23 protein-coding genes and 1 tRNA gene are annotated in these 19,997 nt (G+C 72.6%); 12 read left to right on the top strand and 12 right to left on the bottom strand.

The features are described from left to right. Positions 1-34 precede the first annotated feature (34 nt). Positions 35-1,261, bottom strand: a complete 1,227-nt coding sequence (locus O7619_RS25930) for an FAD-binding protein (RefSeq protein ID WP_282283960.1) — start codon at positions 1,259-1,261, stop codon at positions 35-37. A gap of 67 nt (positions 1,262-1,328) precedes the next feature. Here O7619_RS25930 and O7619_RS25935 point away from each other — a divergent pair, with 67 nt between their 5' ends. After that, a complete protein-coding gene (locus tag O7619_RS25935) occupies positions 1,329-1,724 on the top strand; it encodes a hypothetical protein (RefSeq protein WP_282283961.1) in 396 nt (131 codons plus the stop codon). 6 nt (positions 1,725-1,730) lie between these two features. Here O7619_RS25935 and O7619_RS25940 read toward each other — a convergent pair whose 3' ends face one another. Further along, positions 1,731-2,660, bottom strand: a complete 930-nt coding sequence (locus O7619_RS25940; protein ID WP_282283962.1) for an LLM class F420-dependent oxidoreductase — start codon at positions 2,658-2,660, stop codon at positions 1,731-1,733. Between the two features lie 565 nt (positions 2,661-3,225). On the opposite strand from O7619_RS25940, the gene O7619_RS25945 reads away from it, so the two are divergent. From O7619_RS25945 to O7619_RS25955, 3 genes are all read left to right on the top strand, one after another. After that, entirely contained in the window at positions 3,226-4,446 is a 1,221-nt protein-coding gene (locus O7619_RS25945; protein WP_282283964.1) for a glycine betaine/L-proline ABC transporter ATP-binding protein, read from the top strand. Then, the gene (locus tag O7619_RS25950; RefSeq protein ID WP_282283966.1) at positions 4,443-5,336 is read left to right on the top strand and encodes an ABC transporter permease subunit; all 894 of its coding nucleotides are present in this window, start codon (positions 4,443-4,445) and stop codon (positions 5,334-5,336) included. The genes O7619_RS25945 and O7619_RS25950 overlap by 4 nt, the downstream gene beginning before the upstream one ends. A gap of 89 nt (positions 5,337-5,425) precedes the next feature. Continuing rightward, positions 5,426-6,307, top strand: coding sequence for a glycine betaine ABC transporter substrate-binding protein (locus O7619_RS25955; protein ID WP_282283968.1), 882 nt, complete (start codon positions 5,426-5,428; stop codon positions 6,305-6,307). Positions 6,308-6,360: 53 nt separating this feature from the next. Here O7619_RS25955 and O7619_RS25960 read toward each other — a convergent pair whose 3' ends face one another. Beyond that, the gene (locus tag O7619_RS25960; RefSeq protein WP_282283969.1) at positions 6,361-6,918 is read right to left on the bottom strand and encodes a Uma2 family endonuclease; all 558 of its coding nucleotides are present in this window, start codon (positions 6,916-6,918) and stop codon (positions 6,361-6,363) included. 70 nt (positions 6,919-6,988) lie between these two features. Between O7619_RS25960 and O7619_RS25965 the strand changes: the two genes are divergently transcribed. The 3 genes from O7619_RS25965 (at position 6,989) to O7619_RS25975 (ending at position 9,537) form a co-directional block, all read left to right on the top strand. After that, on the top strand, positions 6,989-7,690 hold the full coding sequence (locus tag O7619_RS25965; protein ID WP_282283970.1) for an ElyC/SanA/YdcF family protein: 702 nt from the start codon (positions 6,989-6,991) through the stop codon (positions 7,688-7,690). 69 nt (positions 7,691-7,759) lie between these two features. Continuing rightward, positions 7,760-8,716 (top strand): ATP-binding cassette domain-containing protein, encoded by a 957-nt coding sequence (locus tag O7619_RS25970; RefSeq protein ID WP_281587209.1) that lies wholly within the window; start codon positions 7,760-7,762, stop codon positions 8,714-8,716. Next, positions 8,713-9,537: an ABC transporter permease gene (locus O7619_RS25975; protein ID WP_282283972.1), complete on the top strand. Its 825-nt coding sequence runs from the start codon at positions 8,713-8,715 to the stop codon at positions 9,535-9,537. The genes O7619_RS25970 and O7619_RS25975 overlap by 4 nt, the downstream gene beginning before the upstream one ends. Positions 9,538-9,543: 6 nt before the next feature. Here the strand turns inward: O7619_RS25975 and O7619_RS25980 are convergent, their stop codons facing one another. Then, positions 9,544-12,696 (bottom strand): BTAD domain-containing putative transcriptional regulator, encoded by a 3,153-nt coding sequence (locus O7619_RS25980; protein WP_282283974.1) that lies wholly within the window; start codon positions 12,694-12,696, stop codon positions 9,544-9,546. A gap of 213 nt (positions 12,697-12,909) precedes the next feature. Here O7619_RS25980 and O7619_RS25985 point away from each other — a divergent pair, with 213 nt between their 5' ends. Then, positions 12,910-13,242: a hypothetical protein gene (locus O7619_RS25985; protein ID WP_282288949.1), complete on the top strand. Its 333-nt coding sequence runs from the start codon at positions 12,910-12,912 to the stop codon at positions 13,240-13,242. Between the two features lie 127 nt (positions 13,243-13,369). Here O7619_RS25985 and O7619_RS25990 read toward each other — a convergent pair whose 3' ends face one another. Both O7619_RS25990 and O7619_RS25995 read right to left on the bottom strand, forming a co-directional pair. Then, the gene (locus O7619_RS25990; RefSeq protein WP_282283975.1) at positions 13,370-13,762 is read right to left on the bottom strand and encodes a hypothetical protein; all 393 of its coding nucleotides are present in this window, start codon (positions 13,760-13,762) and stop codon (positions 13,370-13,372) included. Positions 13,763-13,822: 60 nt separating this feature from the next. Next, positions 13,823-14,410, bottom strand: a complete 588-nt coding sequence (locus tag O7619_RS25995; protein WP_282283976.1) for a GNAT family N-acetyltransferase — start codon at positions 14,408-14,410, stop codon at positions 13,823-13,825. A gap of 68 nt (positions 14,411-14,478) precedes the next feature. On the opposite strand from O7619_RS25995, the gene O7619_RS26000 reads away from it, so the two are divergent. Then, on the top strand, positions 14,479-14,889 hold the full coding sequence (locus O7619_RS26000; protein ID WP_282283977.1) for a RidA family protein: 411 nt from the start codon (positions 14,479-14,481) through the stop codon (positions 14,887-14,889). A 14-nt stretch (positions 14,890-14,903) separates the two neighbouring features. On the opposite strand, the gene O7619_RS26005 is transcribed toward O7619_RS26000, so the two are convergent. Beyond that, a complete protein-coding gene (locus O7619_RS26005; protein WP_282283979.1) occupies positions 14,904-15,284 on the bottom strand; it encodes a helix-turn-helix domain-containing protein in 381 nt (126 codons plus the stop codon). A gap of 103 nt (positions 15,285-15,387) precedes the next feature. Between O7619_RS26005 and O7619_RS26010 the strand changes: the two genes are divergently transcribed. After that, complete coding sequence (locus O7619_RS26010; RefSeq protein WP_282283980.1) at positions 15,388-16,011, top strand: NAD(P)H-binding protein; 624 nt, start codon at positions 15,388-15,390, stop codon at positions 16,009-16,011. A gap of 78 nt (positions 16,012-16,089) precedes the next feature. Here the strand turns inward: O7619_RS26010 and O7619_RS26015 are convergent, their stop codons facing one another. The 3 genes from O7619_RS26015 to O7619_RS26025 form a co-directional block, all read right to left on the bottom strand. Further along, positions 16,090-16,464: a VOC family protein gene (locus O7619_RS26015; protein WP_282283981.1), complete on the bottom strand. Its 375-nt coding sequence runs from the start codon at positions 16,462-16,464 to the stop codon at positions 16,090-16,092. 230 nt (positions 16,465-16,694) lie between these two features. Beyond that, a complete protein-coding gene (locus tag O7619_RS26020; protein ID WP_282283982.1) occupies positions 16,695-17,360 on the bottom strand; it encodes a hypothetical protein in 666 nt (221 codons plus the stop codon). 278 nt (positions 17,361-17,638) lie between these two features. Next, positions 17,639-18,220 (bottom strand): DinB family protein, encoded by a 582-nt coding sequence (locus O7619_RS26025; RefSeq protein WP_282283983.1) that lies wholly within the window; start codon positions 18,218-18,220, stop codon positions 17,639-17,641. Between the two features lie 76 nt (positions 18,221-18,296). Between O7619_RS26025 and O7619_RS26030 the strand changes: the two genes are divergently transcribed. Together O7619_RS26030 and O7619_RS26035 are read left to right on the top strand one after the other, a co-directional pair. Then, positions 18,297-18,548, top strand: a complete 252-nt coding sequence (locus O7619_RS26030) for a hypothetical protein (protein WP_282283984.1) — start codon at positions 18,297-18,299, stop codon at positions 18,546-18,548. Positions 18,549-18,644: 96 nt separating this feature from the next. Further along, the gene (locus O7619_RS26035; protein WP_282283985.1) at positions 18,645-19,391 is read left to right on the top strand and encodes an ALF repeat-containing protein; all 747 of its coding nucleotides are present in this window, start codon (positions 18,645-18,647) and stop codon (positions 19,389-19,391) included. A 57-nt stretch (positions 19,392-19,448) separates the two neighbouring features. Here the strand turns inward: O7619_RS26035 and O7619_RS26040 are convergent, their stop codons facing one another. Further along, the gene (locus tag O7619_RS26040) at positions 19,449-19,829 is read right to left on the bottom strand and encodes a VOC family protein (RefSeq protein ID WP_282288950.1); all 381 of its coding nucleotides are present in this window, start codon (positions 19,827-19,829) and stop codon (positions 19,449-19,451) included. Between the two features lie 78 nt (positions 19,830-19,907). Then, positions 19,908-19,984, bottom strand: a tRNA-Ile gene (locus O7619_RS26045). Positions 19,985-19,997 lie beyond the last annotated feature (13 nt).

Raw genomic sequence — 19,997 nt, forward strand, 5'->3', positions numbered from 1 at the left:
CACCTCGGCCGCGCCGGAACGTGACGGCCGGACCTCAGTCGCGGGGGAAGTAGCGGTCCAGCTCGTCGGTGCGGAACTTCCCGGCCGGGTCGAACTCACGCAGCAGCGCGGCGAAGTCGGCGTGCCGGGGGTACGCGGCGGCCGGATCGCGGTCGAACAGCTTGCCCCAGTGCGGGCGCGGCGCGAACGGGGCGAGCCGCTGCTCCACCTCCGCCAGCACGGGCGCGACCGCCACCGGGTCGCCGATCCAGGTGAAGTGCAGCGCCAGCGTGTCCCGGCGGAAGTTCGGGCTCAGCCACAGCTCGTCGGCGGCCACCGTCCGCAGCTCGCAGATCTGGAGGACGGCGGCGATCCGCTCGGCGACCGGGTCGAGCGCGGTGAGCGCCACCGCCGCGTCGGCGCGGGCCACGTGCCACTCGGACTGGAGTTCGTCGCCGCTGCTCGGGGTGAAGCCGAGCCGGAAGTGCGGCAGCCGCTCGTGCCACGGCCCGGGCTCGCCGAACTGGGCGGTGCAGTGCTCCGGCGACATACCGGGCACCGGGTGCTGCGGCGTCCCGGCGGCGACGGTGTCCAGCCAGTCGGCGGGCGGCGGCGCCTGGTCGGCGTACTGCTTGATCCACACCTGGTCGAAGCGCTCCGACCGCCAGTCGGTGAAGACGCTGACGCTGTACGCGGCGCCGAGCGCCTCGTCGAGGGCGGCGCGGGGCAGGCCGAGCCGGACGTACTGCCGGATCTCGAACGTGGGGACCACGTCGAGCGTGAGCCGGGTGACCACGCCCAACGCGCCGAGGTTGACCACCAGACCGGCGAAGGCCGGGTCGGTCCGGTCGACGGTGCGCAGGTCACCGTCGGCGGTGACCAGTTCCAGGGCGGCCACGGCGGCGGCCAGGTTGCGGTTGGCGACGCCGGAGCCGTGGGTGGCGGTGGCGACCGAACCGGCCACCGAGATGTGCGGCAGCGAGGCGAGGTTCGCCAGCGCGTACCCCTTGGCCTGGAGCGCGGTGGCCAGGTCGCCGTAGCGCAGTCCGGCGGCGACGGTGACGGTGCCGCGGTCCGGGTCGAGCGCGACGGTGGGCGGCAGCCCGCCGAGCGCGATCTGCGTGCCCGTGGTGTCGCCGAGCCGGTTGAACGAGTGGCCGGTGCCGACGGCCCGGACCCGGTCCGCGTCGGCGACCAGCCGGCGCAGCTCGTCCAGGGAGGTGGGCCGGTGCCGGGTCCGGGCCGACCAGCGGACGTTGCCGGCCCAGTTGGTGTCGGTCATGCGCTGCATCATCCGCCATCGCGGGCGGGCAGGGTTGCTCCGGGGTCGAAGCGGGAATCCTGCGCGGATGAGCAGCTACCGCGACCCGAGCCTCCACGGTGACGTGTACCCGTCGGAGGAGGAGATCGACCCGACCGGCGTCGACCCGGACGAGACCGGGGCCGAACCGGACCGGGCCAGGGCCGGGACCAGCGCCGGGGCCGGGCCGGACCGGACCGCGCCGGTGCCGACGCCGGAGCCCGAGCCGGCCCCGACGCCGCACCCGGGGCCGCCGCCGCGCGACGGGCGGGGCCGGTCCATCGTGACCCGGCACCTGGACGGCTCCGTCGAAGTGGTGACCGACCTGGACGGTGACGGGGTGGCCGACGTGGTGCAGGTCGACATCGACGGCGACGGCGTCCCGGACGTGGTGTACCTGGACCGCGACCGGGACGGCCGGCTCGACACCGTCCGGCGGGCGTAGGCCCGCTCAGAGCTGCGGCATCACCTCGGCGGCGACCAGCTCCAGGTGGTCCAGGTCGGCCAGGTCGAGCACCTGGAGGTAGGCCCGGGCGCTGCCCGCCTCGGCGTACCGGCCGAGCGTGTCCACCACCTCGGCGGGCGTGCCGGCGGCGCCGTGGGCGCGCAGCTCGGCGGCGTCCCGGCCGATCGCCTCGGCGCGGCGGGCCACCTCGGCGTCGTCCCGGCCGCAGCAGAGCACGAGCGCGTTGGACCAGATCATGGTGGACGGGTCCCGGTCGATCTCGGCGCAGGCGTCCCGCACCCGTTGGAACTGCGCCGTGGTGTCCTCGACGGAGACGAACGGCAGGTTGAACTCGTCGGCGTAGCGGGCGGCCAGGCGGGGGGTGCGCTTCGGGCCCATGCCGCCGAGCAGGATCGGCGGGCGGGGCCGCTGCACCGGCTTGGGCAGCGCCGGTGAGTCGCTGACCGGGTAGTACTTGCCGGGGAAGTCGAACGTGGATCCGGCCGGCGTGGACCAGAGCCCGGTGATGACCGCGAGCTGCTCCTCCAGCCGGTCGAACCGCTCACCCACGGACGGGAACGGGATGCCGTACGCGGTGTGCTCCTCGGCGTACCAGCCGGCGCCGATGCCCAGCTCGACCCGGCCGCCGCTCATCTGGTCGACCTGCGCCACGGTGATGGCCAGCGGGCCGGGCAGCCGGAAGGTGGCGGCGCTCATCAGCGTGCCGAGCCGGATCCGGGTGGTGTCGCGGGCCAGGCCGGCGAGCGTGGTCCAGGCGTCGGTGGGGCCGGGGTCACCGCTCACCGAGCCCATCTTCAGGTAGTGGTCGGAGCGGAAGAACGCGGCGAAGCCCGTCTCCTCCGCCCGGCGCGCCACGGCGAGCAGCTCGTCGTAGCTGGCCCCCTGCTGAGGCTCGGTGAAGATCCGAAGTTCCATTCCCCGAGCATAGGACCGCCGGGTCCTGATCTCAGGTCGCGCGGGCCGGCAGGTCCGGCAGCGTGATCGCGGTGGCCGCCCGGCGGACGCCCTTCAGGTTGCGCTCGGCAAGCGCACGGACCCGGTCGCGCCGGGTGACCCGGCGCGGGCCGCGTCGACGGAAATCGTCACCGTTCCATTTGGTAATGGGACGACGACGCCGACCGGAAACCCGCGACGCAGCCGGGCGGATATGACAATCACGTGACGATTCTCTATCACTTTCTTCATATGCGGCGGTCCGCGCCCATAACCCGGAAGTAGCGCCCTCCCACCAGCAGAAACGCCGTACTCAGGCACGATGCGCGCGTGTACCCGATGTTCCGGGCGACCGAATTCGACCGCCGGCATTTGTGTGGTGGTCCACATTCCCCGCAGCCTCGGTTGGATTAATCGCGATGACGTCGGTAGGTTTCCGTGCCGGCCCTCATGGCCCGCCGTACGTGACCGATGTTGATATCACGGACGAGACCGAAGACCGCCCCGCCGGCACACCCCGCCGACGGCCGGCGTCGGAGAGGGGATCGTGTCCGCGCTCGCAGTGCAGTCGCTCTACAAAATATTCGGGAACCGAGCTGACGAAGCGGTAAGACGCCTGGCGGACGGCGCGCCACGCGCCGAGGCCCTGGCCGGCCTGTCGGCCACGGCCGCCGTCATCGACGCGACCTTCGACGTACGCCCCGGCGAGATCTTCGTCGTGATGGGCCTGTCCGGCTCCGGGAAGTCGACCCTCATCCGGATGCTCAACGGCCTGCTCCGGCCCACCGCGGGCACCGTGCGGGTGGACGACGTCGACCTGACCTCGCTCAAGCCCGCCGCCCTGCGCAAGCTGCGCCGGGACAAGATCAGCATGGTCTTCCAGCACTTCGCGCTCATGCCGCACCGCACGGTGGCGGAAAACGCCGGGTACGCGCTCGAGGTCGCCGGCCGCCCCAAGGCCGAACGGCGCGAGCGCGCGATGGACGCGCTGCGCATGGTGGGCCTGACCGAGTGGGCGGACCACCTCCCGCACGACCTCTCCGGCGGCATGCGGCAGCGCGTCGGCCTGGCCCGCGCGCTCGCGGCCGGCACCGACATCCTGCTCATGGACGAGGCGTTCTCGGCGCTCGACCCGCTCATCCGGCGGGAGATCCAGGACCAGCTCCTGGAGCTCCAGGCCGAGCTGGGCAAGACGATCATCTTCATCACCCACGACCTGAACGAGGCGATGCGCCTCGGTGACCGGATCGCGGTGATGCGGGACGGCCGGATCGTCCAGATCGGCACGGCCGAGGAGATCCTCACCGACCCGGCCAACGGGTACGTGGCGCAGTTCGTGGCCGACGTGGACCGCAGCCGCATCCTCACCGCCGCCTCGGTGATGGAGAAGCCGCACCAGGTTCTCGACGTCAGCGCCGGCCCGCGGGTCGCCGCCAAGGCGCTGCGGGAGACCCAGACCTCGGTGGTCTACGTGACCGGCCCGGGCAAGCGGTTCCTCGGCACGGTGACCGAGGACGAGGTGCTGCGCGCGCTGCGCGAGAACCGGACCACCCTCGACGGGTACGTCTCGACCGAGCGGGTCCGCACCGTCGCCGAGGACACCTCGGTCGCCGACCTCTTCGCCGACTGCGCGGAGAGCCAGCACCCGGTGGCGGTCCTGGACGACCGGGGCCGACTGGCCGGGGTGATCCCCCGGATCACGCTGCTCAGCGCCCTGGCCAGCACGACACCGGACGAGCCGACCGCCGAAGAGGAGATCCCGGCATGAGCCTGCGCGAATTCCCGCTCGACGCCGCGCTGCCCCGGGTGCCGCTCGGCGAGTGGATCGAGGCCGGCGTCGACTGGGCCACCCGCACCCTCGGCCCGCTCTTCGACGCCGTCACGGCCGTGGTCGAGGGACTCGTCGGCCCGCTCGAACAGTTGCTCAACGGCGTACCCGCGGTGGCGGTCGTGGCGGTGCTGGCCGGGCTCGGCTGGTGGCTGCGCGGCTGGAAGTTCGCCCTCGGCGCGGCCGTCGGCCTCCTGCTGGTGGCCGGCATGCCCTACTGGGAGGAGACCATGAGCACGCTCGCGCAGGTGCTCGTGGCCAGCCTGCTCGCCCTGCTGCTGGCGATCCCGCTGGGCGTCTTCGTGGCCGAGAACAGGCGGGCGTCCGCGGTGGCCCGGCCGGTGCTGGACTTCATGCAGACCATGCCCGCGTTCGTCTACCTGCTCCCGGCGCTGTTCTTCTTCGGCATCGGCACCGTGCCGGGCGTGCTGGCCACGGTGGTGTTCAGCATGCCCCCGGGCGTACGCCTGACCGAGCTGGGCCTGCGCCAGGTCGACAAGGAGATCGTGCAGGCCGCCGAGTCCTTCGGCGCGCCGCCGTGGATGGTGCTGCTGCGCACGAAGGTGCCGCTGGCGCTGCCGACCATCATGACCGGCGTCAACCAGGTGATCATGCTGTCCCTGTCCATGGTGGTCATCGCCGGCATGGTCGGCGCCGGCGGCCTCGGCGACGTGATCATTTTCGCGCTGTCCCAGGTCGAGGTGGGCGCCGGGTTCGAGGGCGGGATCGCCGTCGTGGTCCTCGCCGTCGTGCTCGACCGGCTCACCGACTCCGCGGGCGACCGGTTCCCCTCCGCCCGGGCCCAGCGCCTGGCGCGCGAGGCGGCCTGACCGGTCGCCCTCCCCGCCGGCACCCCTGGTTCCGCCCACGCGGAACCACCGGCAACCCCGCAAGGAAAGGAAGTTCTGTGTTGACGACGATGAAGCGCGTTCTCGCGCTGGCGGTGACCGCCGCCCTGGCCCTCGGCGGCGCGACCGCCTGCGGCGACGAGTCCGACGGCGCGTCCGGATCCGGTGGCGACAAGAAGATCACCATCGGTTACATGGCCTGGGACGAGGCGATCGCCGCCTCCCACCTGTGGCAGAACATCCTCAAGGAGAAGGGCTACGAGGTCCAGCTCAAGAACCTGGAGGCCGGCCTCGTCTACGGCGGTCTCGCCAACGGCGACATCGACCTGTTCCTGGACGGTTGGCTCCCGCTGACCCACGCCTCCTACATGGAGAAGTACGGCGACAAGCTGGAGAAGCTGGGCGTCTGGCACGACGACGCCAGCCTCAGCATCGCGGTGCCCGAGTACGTCGAGGGCGTCGAGTCGCTGGAGGACCTGGCCGGCAAGGCCGACACGTTCGGCGGCGAGATCATCGGCATCGAGCCCGGCGCCGGCCTCACCAAGGCCACCCAGGAGCAGGTGCTGCCGCAGTACGGCCTGGACGGCGCGATGAAGCTGAAGACGTCGTCCACCCCGGCCATGCTGGCCGCGCTCGACGGCGCGATCGCGGACAAGAAGCCGATCGTGGTCACGCTCTGGCACCCGCACTGGGCCTACGCCAAGTACGAGCTGAAGGACCTGGCCGACCCGAAGGGCACCCTCGGCCAGGCCGAGCAGATCAACACGTTCGGCCGGCTGGGCTTCGGCGAGGACTTCCCCGAGGTCACCGACATGCTGAAGAAGTTCAAGATGGATGGTGACCAGCTCGCCTCGCTGGAGGACCTGATGTTCAACGTCCACAAGGGCGACGAGGAGAAGGCGGTCGAGGAGTGGCTGAAGGCCAACCCCGACTACCTGAAGACGCTCGCCTGAGCGATCCCGCGCACGACGAGGGGCCCCGCCGGTTCGGCGGGGCCCCTCGTCGTTCACCGGTCGAGGTGGTCGGCCGGCGCGGTCTGCAACAGCCAGGCCAGTGGCATCCGGGCGTGTTCGGCGTACCGGCCGTCGCCGGTCAGCTCGTGCAGCGTCACGGTCTGCGCGCCGTCGCGATCCACGACCCAGTAGCGCGGGATGCCGGCCGAGGCATATTCCCGGACCTTGGTCACCGAATCCATCGCCTCCGAACCGGGTGAGACGATCTCGACGGCCAGCACGAGGTCGGCCACGGTCGACCAGACGCCACGCCCGGGCGGCTTGCACCACACGCTCAGGTCGGGGATCCGCCCGCCGTCGCCGTTGCGGCCGGGCACCCGTACGCCGACCGCCTGGAGCACCTGCTCGGGCGGCCAGCCCGCCCTGATCAGCCAGGCGAAGAGGCGGCTCGCGATGATCGCGTGCTCCGAGTCGGGCGGCGGCATGACCGACAGGACCGTCTCGGGGCTGGTCTCGTAGCGGTGACCGTTCGGGTCGGCGGCGTTCATCGTCGCCACGTCGTCGAGCGTCACGACGGCGGGCATGTGCATGCCGACGGCCTCAGCGCTCATGCCGCCATCCTAGGTGAGGGACCGGCTCGGACACGCCCACCGGCGCCGCGGAGATGGCAAGATCGCGTGCGTGACGAGTGTGTCCCGCCCGTACGGCGCGCTGCCGCGGATCGTCCGGGCGGAGGCGTTCGCGGACGTCCCGCCCCACCGTTTCCTGGCGGTGCTGGAGGCGGTCACGATGATCCTCACCATCCCCGGTCGGGCCGCCGAGCGGGTGGACGCGCTGGTCGTGCCCACCGGGCAGGGCGAGGACTGGCGGCTCACCGACGCGATCCGCGCCTGGGAGGCCGGCCCGTCGCTGCGTCACCTGCTGGTGGCCGGCACCAACCCGGCCGAGCGGACCCACCGGCCGCTGACGCTGGACCGGCTGCGCGACCTCGGCCTGCGCCGGGTCGACGGCGTCGTGCTCCAGACCGAGCCGGCCACCGACACCGGCCGGCAGGCCGCCTGGATCGTCGACCGGGTCCACGCCCTGGGCATCGGCAGCGTCGCGCTCGTCGTCTCCCCGTACCACCTGGTCCGGGTCTATCTGACGGTGCTGCGGGCCGCGGACGCCGCCGGGCTGCGGCTCCCGATGGTCCCGCTGCCGGTCGCGGTCGCTCCGCACGAGCCGGTCCCGGAGACCGGCGCGGCCGGCTACGACCTGGTGGCCGGCGAGGTCGGGCGGCTGCTGCGCTACGCCGACGAGGGGTGGGTCGCGACCCCGCAGCGACTGCGCGACTACCTGCGCTGGCTCTGGACCGCACACCGCGCCCTGCTCGTCGGCGAATAGCAGCCGCGTGCGCGCCGCTGCCAGCGGCGTGTGCGTGCGCTGCCAGCGGCACCGGCCATGGTCGGTGCCATGACATACGCATTCGAGGCGGAGGGCCTGGTCAAGCGGTTCGGTACGACGACCGCGCTGGCCGGGATCGACCTCGCCGCACGACGGGGGACCGTGCTGGGGGTGCTGGGGCCGAACGGCGCCGGCAAGACCACTGCGGTGCGGATCCTCGCCACCCTGCTGCGCCCGGACGGGGGCCGGGCCACGGTCGGCGGCCACGACGTGGTCGCCGACGCCGGGAAGGTACGCCGGATGATCGGGCTGACCGGGCAGTACGCCTCGGTCGACGAGGACCTGACCGGCACCCAGAACCTGGTGCTGATCGGCCGGCTGCTCGACCTGAGCGGACGCGACGCCCGGGCCCGGGCGGCCGAGCTGCTCGCCTGGTTCGACCTGACCGAGGCGGCCGGGCGCCCGGCCAAGACGTACTCCGGTGGCATGCGCCGCCGGCTGGACCTGGCCGCGAGCCTGGTCGGCCGGCCGGACGTGATCTATCTGGACGAGCCGACGACCGGCCTGGACCCGGCCAAGCGCGAGGAGATGTGGGGCGTGGTCCGCTCGCTCGTCGACGACGGCTCCACGGTGCTGCTGACCACGCAGTACCTGGACGAGGCCGACGCGCTCGCCGACGAGATCTCGGTGATCGACCACGGCCGGGTGATCGCGCACGGCACGCCCGGCGAGTTGAAGCGGATCGCCGGCACCCAGACCATCGTGGTCCGGCCGACCGAGCCGGACCGGATCGGCGACGTCGCCGACATCCTGCGGGCCAGCACCGGGACCGATCCGGAGCTGCCCCGGCCCGGCCTGCTCACCGTGCCGGTGGACGACGACGCCACGTTCACCGCGGTGGTCCGCCGGCTCGACGACGCCGGCATCGGCGTGGTGGAGCTGGCGTTGCGCCTCCCCAGTCTCGACGAGGTGTTCTTCACGCTGACCGGCCACGGCGCCGGGGAGCCCATGGAGGTGGCGGCATGACCACGATCACCCGTACGGCGGCCACGCCGCCCCGCACCAGCGCGCCCCGGGCCGGCTCCCGCCCGTTCGGGCTGGCCCGGCACAGCCTCGCGCTCGCCAAACGCAGTCTGATCAAGACGCTGCGCACGCCCGAGCAACTGCTCGACGTGACGCTCCAGCCGATCGTCTTCGTGCTGATCTTCGTCTACCTGCTGGGCGGCGCGATCTCCGGCTCGCAGCACGCCTACCTCCAGTTCCTGCTGCCGGCGATCATGGTGCAGACCGTGCTGTTCGCGTCCATCGCGACCGGCGTCAGCCTCAACACCGACATCGAGAAGGGCGTCTTCGACAGGTTCCGCAGCCTGCCGATCGCCCGGTCCGCGCCGCTCGTCGGCTCCGTGGTCGGCGACCTGGTCCGGTTCGTGGTCTCGATCTCCGTGCTGCTCGCGTTCGGCTACGCCATCGGCTTCCGGATCGGCACCGATCCGCTGTCCACGCTCGCGGCCTGCCTGCTGACCATCGCGTTCGCGTTCGCGGTCACCTGGATCGGCGTCCTGCTCGGCATGGTGATGCGCAGCCCCGGCGCCGTGCAGGGCACCGCGTTCCTGGTGTTGTTCCCGCTGACCTTCGGCACCAACATGATGGTGCCGACCGACACGCTGCCCGGCTGGTTGCAGTGGTGGGTCGGGGTGAACCCGGTGGCCGACGTGATGGAGGCGGCCCGGGGTCTGATGATCGGCGGTCCGGTCGCCGGGCCGGTGACCCGGTCGCTGCTCTGGACCGTGGCGATCATCGCGGTCTGCGCGCCGCTCGCCGTCCGCGCGTACCGGCGCCGCGCCTGACCGGTCTCACCGAGCCGGGTCGCCGCCCACGAACGCGAGGGCGTCGGCCCGGCTCAGGCCGTGCCCCCGGGCGTACGCGGCGGCGTACCCGTCGTCGCCCAGCTCGGTGCGCAGCCGCTCGGCGAGCCGCTGCGCGTCCGGGTTGGACCGGTCCGGCCAGCCGCGCAGCGAGTCGGACGTGCCGAGCAGTTCCGCGGCCCGCTCGTACCGGCCCTCCGCCTCGGCGATCGCCACCCAGCCGACCGCCATCACCGCGATCACCGGCATGTCCCGGGCGGCGAGGCCACGGACGGTGGCCTCGGTCAGGCACCGGCGTGCGCCCGGCACGTCGCCGCGGGCGAGCGCGAGGTGGCTCATCGCGGCCAGCAGCAGCCCGCGGAACTGCGGCGCGACCATCGGCGCGGCATCCTGGCGGCGCATCGCGTCGGCGAAGCACTCCTGCGCCTCGTCGAGCGAACCCTCCAGCCGGGCGATGTCGCCGAGCGTCATCAGCCCGAACGCGGCGTCCCGGCCGTCCCGGTCGGCCACCCGGTCGGCGACGAACCGGCGCAACTCGGCCTTGGCCCCGGCCACGTCACCGGAGCGGGCCCGGATGGCCGCCAGCCAGATCAACTGGAAGCCCGGCTCGGCGCCCGGGGTGAGTTCGCGGACCAGCCGGGCCGACTCCTCGAGCGCGGCGGTCGCCGCCGCGAAGTCGCCGCGCTTGGTGAGCGCGTCGGCGTAGTTGCTCAGCACCATCGACAGGCTCCACCGCTCGCCGACCACGCGCAGCTCATCGATCGCGCGGATCGAATCGCGCAGCATGCCCTCGCCGTCGCCGTCGTTCTCCCTGATCTGGCTGCGCATCGCCAGCAGCGTCCCGTCGGTCCACGGGTCCGGATGCCCGCGCGCCCGGTCCACCGCGGCGATCCCGGCGGCCGTGTCATCGGTGAAGATCGACAGCGCCGGTTCGAGCAGCGCCACGATCGGATGGTCCGTGCCCTCCGCCGCCCGCACGGCGGCGGTCAGTTCCGCGACCTGCTCGTCGGTCGGCTCGGCGGCGTTGTGGAACATCTCCGTGATCACCCGGATGGCGAGCACCACGGCCCGCTCCGCCACCGGCGCCGGCCCGGGCAACGCGAGCGCCCGGGCCAGCACGTCGCCGCCGATCCCGCCGTCGTCGCCCCAGATCACCAACGGCAGCGCCAGCGCCGCGCCGATCCGCAACGCGGTGTCCGCGTCACCGGCGTCGCAGGCGAAGTGCAGCGCGCCGACGATGTTCTCCCGCTCCACCGTCAGCAACCGCAGCCAGGGCAACTGCCCGGCGGTACGCAGGTGCGGCTCGGCGGTCCGGACCAGGTCCCGGAAGTACGCCGCGTGCGCGGCGCGCGCCTCGGCGGCCGTCCCGGCGGCGGCGAGCCGCTCCAACCCGTACTCCCGGATGGTCTCCAGCATCCGGAACCGCCCGTCGCCGACCACCTGGAGCAGCGACTTGTCGACGAGCGCGTCCAGCAGCGCGGCGGCGGCCGGGCCGGCGACGCCGGCCGCCGAGTCGGCGGTGACCGAGGCGGGAAACACGGCGAGCCGCTCGGCCAGCCGGCGCTCGTCGCCGGTGAGCAGCCCCCAGCTCCAGTCCACCACCGCCCGCAGCGTCCGGTGCCGGGGCAGCGCGGTCCGGCTGCCGCCGGTCAGCAGCCGGAACCGGTCGTCCAGACCGGCCGCGACCTGCCGCGGCGAGAGCGTCCGCAGCCGCGCCGCGGCCAGCTCGATGGCGAGCGGCAGGCCGTCCAGGCGGCGGCAGATCTCCACCACGTCCGCGACGTTGTCGCCGGTCACCGCGAAGCCGGCGCGCACGGCCACGGCCCGGTCGCGCAGCAACTGCACCGACGGGTACGCGACCGCGTCGGCGGCGGTGACGTCGACCGGCGGCAGGCGCAACGGCGGTACGGGCTCCAGCGCCTCACCGACGATGCCCAGCGGCTCGCGGGACGTGGCCAGCACCCGCAGCCCCGGGCAGCGGCCGAGCAGCTCCTCGGCGAGCCGGGCGGCGGCCTCGACGACGTGCTCGCAGTTGTCCAGCACGATCAGCGTCTCCTCGGCGGCGATCGCGTCGACCAGTCGTCCGAGCGTGTCGCGCGCGGTCGCCCGAGCCGGTTCCCGCGTCCGGTCCCGCCGGCCGAGCGTGTCGAGCACGGCGCGCGGCACGTCGGCCGGGTCGGTGATCGGCGCCAGCTCGACCAGCCAGGCCCCACCGGATGCGCGACCGGTCAGCCGTCCCGCCGCGACGGTCGCCAGTCGGGTCTTGCCCGCCCCGCCCGGCCCGATCAGCGTGACCAGCCGGTTGTCAGCGATCAGCCCGGTGAGCCGGCCCAGGTCCTCGTCCCGCCCGACGAACGTGGTGAGCGCGGCGCGCAGGTTCCCGCGCGGCGCGGCGGCCACCGGCGGCGGGGCCGCGTCACCCCGCAGCAGGGCCAGGTGTGCCGCCCGCAGCTCGGGCGAGGGGTCCACGCCCAGCTCGTCGGCGAGCCGTGCCCGGACCCGCTCGTACGCGGCCAGCGCCTCGGCGGGTCGCCCGGCGGCGGCGAGCGTCCGCAGGTGCAGCGCGGCCAGCCGCTCCCGCAGCGGATGCGCGGCGGTCAGCTCGTCCAGCTCGGCGACGAGCAACTCCGGCCGGCCGATGGCCAGCTCCGCCTCGATCCGGTCCTCCTGCGCGGTGAGGCGCAACTCGGCCAGCCGCGCCCCGGCGGCCGTCGCGTAGGGCGCGTCGGCCACCTCGGCCAGCGCCGGGCCCCGCCACAGCGCCAGCGCGTCCCGCAGCGTGGCGAGGGCGGTGTCGGCGTCCCCGGCGCGCAACGCCTCCCGGCCCGCGCGGGCCAGTCGCGCGAACCGCTCGGCGTCCACGTCGTCGGGGTCCAGGTCGAGCCGGTAGCCGGCCGGACCGCTGCGTACCCCGAGCCCGGGGACGGCCCGGCGCAACCGGGACACGAGCGTCTGCACCGCGTTCGCGGTGTCGGCGGGCGGCGCGTCCGCCCAGAGCGCCTCGGCCAGCGCCGGCACGCTCACCGGGCGGCCCGGGTCCAGGGCGAGGCGGATCAGCAGCGCCCGCAGCCGCGCCCCGGCGACGTCGACCGCCTGCCCGCCGTCGCGGACCTCCAACGGCCCGAGGATCCCCACCCGCACGCTGTCACTCTCTCACCCGCGCCCCCCGGCCAGGTCATCCGGTACGACCTGCGCAGCGCGACGCAGGACGCGCCCCGCCGTCCGCGCCGATCATGGACTTGTGGCACCTCACAAAAGCCACCTTCGCCGCATTCCCTGGCACCACAAGTCCAAGATCGACGGGATGGGCGAGCCGGCTGGTCTCAGTCCGGTGCGGCGAAGACCTGCGTGAAGATGATGACGAACGAGGCGGACGCGATAACGAGGGGCGCCGAGGGCCGGGGTGACCGTCAGCGCCAGACCCAGGGCGGCGACCACCACGACCCGCTGGTCCCTGGTGAGGCGCGACCACACCGCCCGCTGCACCACTCCGGTTGGAACCCGGAGCCGGACCTGTTCGCGTCCAACCAGGACTTCGAAGTGCGCCCGCTGGACCGGGTGACGATCGGGGACGACCTGGCCGCGTTCTGCCGGGCGCACTTCTCACGCATGCCGCACCAGTATTGGCACGGCCCCCTCCCCCCGGCGCGCGACTACGTACGGCGTCACCCGCCGCCGTGGGCGTAGGCGTTCACTCGTCGCCGCGGACTTCCAGCGGCCCGAACATCCCGCCCGCCGCGCTTCACCAGGCGGTCACCGAGCCTGCGGAAGGCATCCTCGATCGCGAGACGGTCCAGGAGCGGATCATCAGAGTTCATGCCACATCCAACTCGTGCGCCGAGACGTAGACACCACGGCGGCGGAAGGCGGCCGGAGCGTGGACGACCGCATCCACCCGGGCGGCGCTCGTGTTGAACGGGAACCAGAACCTGCGCAACGACCGTGTCTCGACCCACGACGGCGCGCCGCGCCCATCCTTCGCGCTCAGGTGCTCGGCCAGGGCAGCGAGGAACACGTCCCAGTGCTCGTCTCCCGTGTATGCGGGTTCGCCGTCCAACAGTGTCCCGCGGTCTTCACGGGGCTCCCAGCGGTATTCCTCCAGGAACTCCGCCACCAACCGCCACCGCCGACTGTCGTCCGCACCGGTGAGCAGAGCCCCCAGGCGCGCCACGGTCAGCGGCTCGTAGCTCGCAGCATGCTTTCCCACCCTTCCCACGCTAGTGCAAGGAAGGGCGCCAACACGGGGTGCCGCCGCAGCTCACCGCAGTCACTCGTCGCCGCGGACGCGGGCGTGCAGATGCATGTCGTGGCGGCCGTCGGCGTGGACGGCGTCGCTGCGCTTGGTGCCCTCCAGGCGGAACCCGGCCTTCACCGCGACCCGGCAGGAGGCGTGGTTGCGGGTGGAGTGGTCCAGGTACAGACGGTGGAAGCGACCCTCGGCGAGGGCCCAGGCGCTGACCGCCCGCAACGCCCGCGAGGCCACGCCCGCTCCACGGGCGGTGGGGACCACCCAGTACGCGCAGCCGGCCACCCCGTCGGCGAGGTTCCAGCCGCCCACGGCCATCCGTCCCAGCACCTCGCCGCCGCCCCGGGTCATCGCCCAACTCGCCCCCGTCTCCCGCGTCCAGGCCTGGCGGCAGTGCTCGAACCATTCTCGGACCTGCTCCTCGGACCCGGGCCGACGGGTGTGCCAGCGCTGGATCTCCGGATCCTGGTAGGCGGCGAAGAACGTCGGCGCGTCGGCGGCCTCCCAGGGTCGCAGGACGACGTCGCCGACGGCGGTGAGTGTCGGCTGAGGTCTGGCGGCGATGGTGCCGGCGATGATCGTCGGTGGTGTCGACAGTGGAAACCTCATCCGCCGATCCTCCACCACGCCGGGGAAATGCGGTGACACCGACGGGTCGGTCAGCGATGCTGCGGACCATGACCATCGTTCGCGCCAACCCCGAGGGCGTGCACTCCACCCCGGGATACCACCACGTCACCGTCGTTCCCGCCGGGCGTACCGCCTATCTCGCCGGCCAGTGCCCGCTGGACGCGGCCGGCGCGCTGGTCGGGGCGGACGACGTCGACGCCCAGGTCGACCAGGTCGCCGCCAACGCGCTGGCCGTGCTCCGGTCGGTCGGCGCGGGCCCGAAGCACGTCGTGCGTACCGTGATCTATGTGGTGAGCGCCGACCGGTCCGTGCTCGCCCAGGTGTGGCAGCGTTTCCTGGACTCATCCCTGGCGCCCGCGTTCACCACCGCGAGCACCCTGCTCGGCGTCGCCCAGTTGGGCTTTCCCGGGCAACTGGTCGAGCTGGACGTGACCGCGGCCCTGCCCGACACGCCGTAGACCGGCTCGGGACGTCACCGGTCCCGGCGGTTGGCTCTGTCGTACGACTCCCGGGCGTCGAGCAGCTCGTCCCAGTGCCTCTCGGTCCAGGCGCACGCCACCTCGATCGGGCCGAGCATGCTGCGACCGACAGGCGTCAACTCGTACTCGACGTGCGAGGCACGCCCGGCGTGGACCGTGCGCCTGACCAGACCGTCGCGTTCGAGGGCGCGCAGCGACCGGGTGAGCACTTTCGGGGTGACCCGGCGCAGTGGCACGCGAAGCTCGGAGAACCGGCGCGGCCCACCCTCCAGGCACCGGATGATGAGCGCCGCCCACTTGTCGCCGAACCGGATCGGGTTGAGCGAGGACGGGCACAGCTCGTCGAACATGTCGGCGGGCAGCGGTTGCCTCATGTCGCTGACGATAGCCGGTATCCCCGAGGTAACCACGGCTGTCGTTAGCGTCGGCGGAACCGGCCGGGCGTGAAGGTTCCGGCCCCGTGAGAGGCGAACCGTGATGGACATCGTGATCTTCGGCGCCGGCGGTCGCGCCGGGCGGCAGGCCGTCGCCGAGGCACGGCGGCGCGGCCACCAGGTCACCGCCGTGGTACGCGACCCGGCACGCCACCGTGACATGGCCGACGCGCGGGTGGTGGCGGGTGACGTCACGGACGCGGCAGACGTCGCACGGGTGGCCACCGGACACGACGCGGCGATCAGCGCGGCGGTGGACCTGACCGTGCCGCCGTACGACTTCTTCACCGCCTCCTCCCGCGCCCTGGCCACCGGGCTGGCGAAGGCGGACGTACGCCGTCTGGTGGTGGTCGGCCTCGCGCCGGTCCTTCCCGGGGCGTCCGGCGGCGCCCTGATGGACGAACCCGGCTTCCCGAACGAGCATCGCCCCTTCTACCTGGGTCACGCGGCGGGCCTCGCGGAGCTGCGGACGTGCGACCTCGACTGGGCGTACGTGGCGCCCGCCGGCGACTTCGACCACGCCGGCACCCGCACCGGGCGTTACCGGCTCGCCGAGCACGGCGATCCGGCCAGCAGGATCAGCTACGCGGACTTCGCGATCGCGCTGCTCGACGAGATCGACGCACCTCGCCACCGTCGTCGCACCGCAAGCATCGGGGAGGCGTGACACCCGGTCGCGCCGCGTGCAGGAGGTGATCCGCCGGCCGGGCGCCGCGTTCGGCGCCCGGCCGGCGGAGCGTGACAACTACAGGTACGGGCGGGTGATCAGCTCGATGGCATGGCCCGCGGGGTCCTTGAAGTAGACACCCCGGCCGCCGTGCTCGTTGTTGATCTCGCCGGGGCGTCGCATCTGCGGGTCGGCCCAGTGCTCGACGCCCTGGTCGCACAGCCGCCGATAGGCGCGGTCGAAGAGGTCGTCGTCGATCAGGAACGCATAGTGCTGCATCTGGATCTCCACCGGCGGCTCGGCGAACTGGAGCAGCACGCCGTCGGTGAGCTGGACGTTGGTGAACGGGCCCCAGGACGGGGCCGCCGGCAGTTCCAGCAGTTCCCGGAAGAACCGGGCCGAGGCGTCGCGGTCCCGGGTGGCGATGATCGTGTGGTTGAACGAAACTGTCATGTGGTTGACCTCGCGGTGCTCGACACGAATGGGAACCTTCGCTGCGCAAGCCGCAGGGGGGGTCCACGTGCCGAGCCGGAAGGGTGCTGATCGCGCACCCGCCGTGCGGTCAGCCCTCCACCGGGTCGCCAATCCGTGCGTGGCGTCGAGCCGGTCCGGTGTTCACGATCGCTGACGCTACGTGACCGGACCTGCTGCGGCAAGGACGGGCGACCGCCGGACCCGGCGGTTCATCGGCCGAGACGGAATCGGGCGGCGAGGTCGTCGGCCAGGTCGCGCACGTCCCGCGAGCCGTCGACGGTCACCACCGACAGACCTGACTGCGCGGCCTGGCGGCAGACTTCGGCGTCCCACAGCTCGTCGCGGGCCAGTCGCAGGGCGAGCGCCTCACCGTGGTCGCTGTCGCCCCAGTTCGCCCGAGCCCGGACCGGGTCGGCGAACCGCGCGCGTAGCGCCGCGTGCCGGAACGTCGGCGTGGGCAGCAGGAACGCCGCCTGCTCCGGCCATGTCAGCAGCGGGGCGACCTCACGGGGCAGCGTGCGGAAGTCGTCGACCAGGACGGGCCGGTCCGCGGGCAGCGCCAGCAGGTCGTCCACCACGAAGCCGAACGTCTCACCGTGCAGGCTCGGCATCGACGCGAAGACATCCTGCGCGCTGCGGCCGTTCCACCGCTGCGCGTCCGAGGCGTGCAGTAACGCCCACAGGTAGGGCTGCTCCGCGGCGTTACACCGACCGACGTAGCCGCGCTCCCCGCGGTCACCGTCGTAGATCAGCACGTCGTGGCGCTCGGCCAGCGCGCGGGCGAGTGTGCTCTTGCCCGTTCCGGTGCCTCCCGCCAGCCAGCGCACGTGCGACAGCCGGCTCGCGAGGTTCACGTTGCGATTCTTGATCGCCATGCCGATAGACAATGCCGACATCACGGGCTAATAACCAGTCTTGTTCTTCTTCCCGAACCGGATGAAGATGAGGGAGGGGAACAGGCACTTTCGGCGGCGTCGGATACTCTCGCGCGGCGCCTCAGACGGTGCGTCACTCGCCGGCAGCGCAGGACATGGCCGGCCGGCCCGGGAAGCAGCTGACGCAGGCCCTGCCTGCGGCGCGGGCGGACAAGCGCCGTCCGATCAAGCGGATCACCCGACGCGCATCCTCATGACCTGCAATTGACCAGTAAGCCTCACCGGCCGGCCGCCTCCCGCGCGTTCCGCTCCACCATGTCCCGATGCGCGGCCCGGGTCGCGGCGTCGGACGCCGGCACGTTGGTGGTCGCGGGAAGAAGACCGACCGCGCCGTCGATCAACTCCCGAACGATGTCGGCATGACCGGCGTGGCGCTGCGTCTCGGCGGTCACATGGACCAGGATCTGATGCAGCGTCACGTCGCCGCCGTCGCCCCACCACGGCACCCGCCCGACCGCGTCCAGTGGCAACGCCTCGATCGTCGCGTCCGCGTGCGCCCAGGCGCGCCGGTACAGGTCGACGACGGATTCGCGCGACTCCGTCGGCAGCACCCATGCCTCCCACGCCTCCTCCCCCTCGGGCCATCGGGGTACGGCGTCACTCGGGCGTCCGAAGGTCTCACCGAAGTATCCGAACTCGCCGCGGGCCAGGTGCTTGACCAGGCCCAGCAGGTTCGTCCCGGTGGGCGTCAGCGGACGGCGCGCGTCGTATTCGCTGAGCCCGTCGAGCTTCCACACCACCGCCTCACGTGCCCCGCGCAGATAGTCGAGCAGGTCCGCCTTCGGGTCGAAGATCGCCATGACGGACAGCATGCCGCACGCGCGCCCGGTTGCGCGGCCCCGCCGCACGTGAGGTCACGAGGTCTAGGCTGGGACGGTGGATGAGCTTCTGGCGATCGTGCTGGTCGCTGGATGCCTGGCAACCGTCGTGGGCCTCCTCGCATGGCTGGCGGCCCGGGTCCGTCGCCGCGGCATCGGCGACAACGTCATGGGGCCGTTCGAGGAGATCTGGCATCCGGCCGCCCACCGCTTCCGCGCGGAGATCAGGGCGCACGACGAGCGTGTGGTGCCGCTGCCGTCCGCCGGAGATCCGGAGCGGCGGGGCGACCGGGCAAGACGCCCCCGGTAGGCCGCCACTCTCGCATCGCTATATGTCGATGGGTACGTGCGCGCCGGCCGCTGTCGGTAGCATCTCCGTGTTTGTCCAACGGGGAGGAAGATCTACATGCGATGGAAGATTCCGGCCGGCGTCCTCATGGCGCTGGCCTTGCTGATTCCGGCGGCACCGGCTCTGGCGCAAACCGGCCATCCCGGGCTCGACTCGGCCTGCCAGACGGTCGAGCGCAAGGTCTACAAGGACATCCGGGACCTCATCACCATCGACCTGGACACCGCCAGCAACACCGAGTTGCGTGTGTTGACCGCCCAGATCCTGGCCGAGGCGAACGCCGAGTCGTTGCCGGTTCTGCCGGACGCCATCCAGAAGGCGCTGAAGGGCTCCGAGGACGAGCTGCGCGCGTTCCTCAAGACGGGCGTGCAGAGCGCCTGGTCGGTGGCGCTGCGCGTCACGGTGGTGCGGACGCTGACGGATGCTGGTCCCAACGTTCAGGCGGCCACGCAGAAGGTGCTCGACGACCCGAGCATCGATGCCTACCTGGTGTACCTGAACTACGGCCTGTACATCGCACGGGAGCTTGACTGCGCGTCCACGCCCACGCCGACGCCGACGCCGACGACGGCACAACCCACTCCGACGCCGACGCCGACGCCGACGCCGAGCACCACGACGACAGTCGTGCCGACCTCCGCTCCCGCCGTGACCCCGGGTGCCCCCGGCGGCGGCGAGGGCGGCGGGCTGCCCGTGACCGGCACCGACACCGCGACCGTGGCCGGCATCGGTGGGGTGCTCCTGCTCCTCGGCGGCGCGGGCTTCGTGATCGGCCGCCGACGCCGTTCCCGCTTCGTGGCCTAGCTCGCTCGACGCGCCCGGCTCGACGCTTCGTCAAGCCGGGCGCGTCGGCACCGTGCGTCAGAGGTGCTGGACGATCTGGATGGGGTTGCCGTCCGGGTCGGCGGTCCATGCGATCAACAGACGATCGAGCCATGTGTGAGGTGCGGCCAAGGCGGGGGCGCCATTGGCGACGAGGTCGGCGTAGGCGCGCGTGGTGTCGTCGGTCCAGAGGATCACCGCGGCCCGCTGACCCTCCGGTACGGGGTCGAGCCCGTGATCATCGCGAGTGGAGGCGACCGAGGCGATGCCGATCTTGTAGCCATCGAGCACGAGATCGACGTGAATCGGCTCGCTCTCGGTCGGCACTCGAAAGGTCTCCGTGAACCCGAGACCGGTGTAGAACTCGGCGGCGCGCAGAACGTCCTCACTGAAGAGGATGACTTGGGGAGCACGAAACATCGACACGGCGGGACGTTAGCAGCGTTGTCGCCTCGTGCTGCTGCGGACTCAGCGCGGACTCTGGGCGTCGGTCCCTGCTGGTGGGGCGGGCGGGGTTCGAACCCGCGACCGAGGGATTATGAGTCCCCTGCTCTAACCGGCTGAGCTACCGCCCCGTCACCGCGCCGG

The organism is Micromonospora sp. WMMD998 (assembly GCF_029581235.1).
Lineage (GTDB): Bacteria > Actinomycetota > Actinomycetes > Mycobacteriales > Micromonosporaceae > Micromonospora.